The organism is Streptomyces sp. NPDC057697 (assembly GCF_042799335.1).
Taxonomy (GTDB): Bacteria; Actinomycetota; Actinomycetes; order Streptomycetales; family Streptomycetaceae; genus Streptomyces.
Genome location: NZ_JBHVJA010000036.1, coordinates 2,501 through 3,591, shown reverse-complemented (window position 1 = coordinate 3,591; position 1,091 = coordinate 2,501). Strand labels below are relative to the sequence as shown.

The following is a 1,091-nucleotide window of genomic DNA, read 5'->3' as shown; positions in this document are numbered from 1 at the left end:
TGGTAGAGCACATGGTTTGGGACCATGGGGTCGCAGGTTCGAATCCTGTCTTCCCGACCATTTTGGGGCCTTAGCTCAGCTGGGAGAGCGCCTGCTTTGCACGCAGGAGGTCAGCGGTTCGATCCCGCTAGGCTCCACCAACGTGTTCTTTGAAAACTAGATAACAGAAGTAATTCACATTCAATTAGTAATGCAAGATATCACGTAGTGATTCTTTTTAACGGTTAAGTTAGAAAGGGCGCACGGTGGATGCCTTGGCACTAGGAGCCGATGAAGGACGGGACGAACACCGATATGCTTCGGGGAGCTGTAAGCAAGCTTTGATCCGGAGATTTCCGAATGGGGAAACCCACCACTCGTAATGGAGTGGTATCCATATCTGAATACATAGGATATGAGAAGGCAGACCCGGGGAACTGAAACATCTAAGTACCCGGAGGAAGAGAAAGCAAATGCGATTCCCTGAGTAGCGGCGAGCGAAACGGGACCAGCCCAAACCAAGAGGCTTGCCTCTTGGGGTTGTAGGACACTCTGTACGGAGTTACAAAGGAACGAGGTAGATGAAGAGGTCTGGAAAGGCCCGCCATAGGAGGTAACAGCCCTGTAGTCAAAACTTCGTTCTCTCCTGAGTGGATCCTGAGTACGGCGGAACACGTGAAATTCCGTCGGAATCCGGGAGGACCATCTCCCAAGGCTAAATACTCCCTAGTGACCGATAGTGAACCAGTACCGTGAGGGAAAGGTGAAAAGCACCCCGGAAGGGGAGTGAAAGAGATCCTGAAACCGTGTGCCTACAAGTAGTCAGAGCCCGTTAACGGGTGATGGCGTGCCTTTTGTAGAATGAACCGGCGAGTTACGATCCCGTGCAAGGTTAAGCAGAAGATGCGGAGCCGCAGCGAAAGCGAGTCTGAATAGGGCGAATTGAGTACGTGGTCGTAGACCCGAAACCAGGTGATCTACCCATGTCCAGGGTGAAGTTCAGGTAACACTGAATGGAGGCCCGAACCCACGCACGTTGAAAAGTGCGGGGATGAGGTGTGGGTAGGGGTGAAATGCCAATCGAACCTGGAGATAGCTGGTTCTCTCCGAAA

Annotated in this window: 1 tRNA gene and 1 rRNA gene (1 of these 2 cut by a window edge); both read left to right on the top strand. The window is 52.2% G+C overall.

The window, feature by feature from the left end:
* Positions 1–64: 64 nt before the first annotated feature.
* Positions 65–140 (top strand) — tRNA-Ala (locus ACFVFH_RS35715).
* Positions 141–222: 82 nt separating this feature from the next.
* Positions 223–1,091 (top strand): 23S ribosomal RNA (locus tag ACFVFH_RS35710); it runs 2,061 nt beyond the window's last position.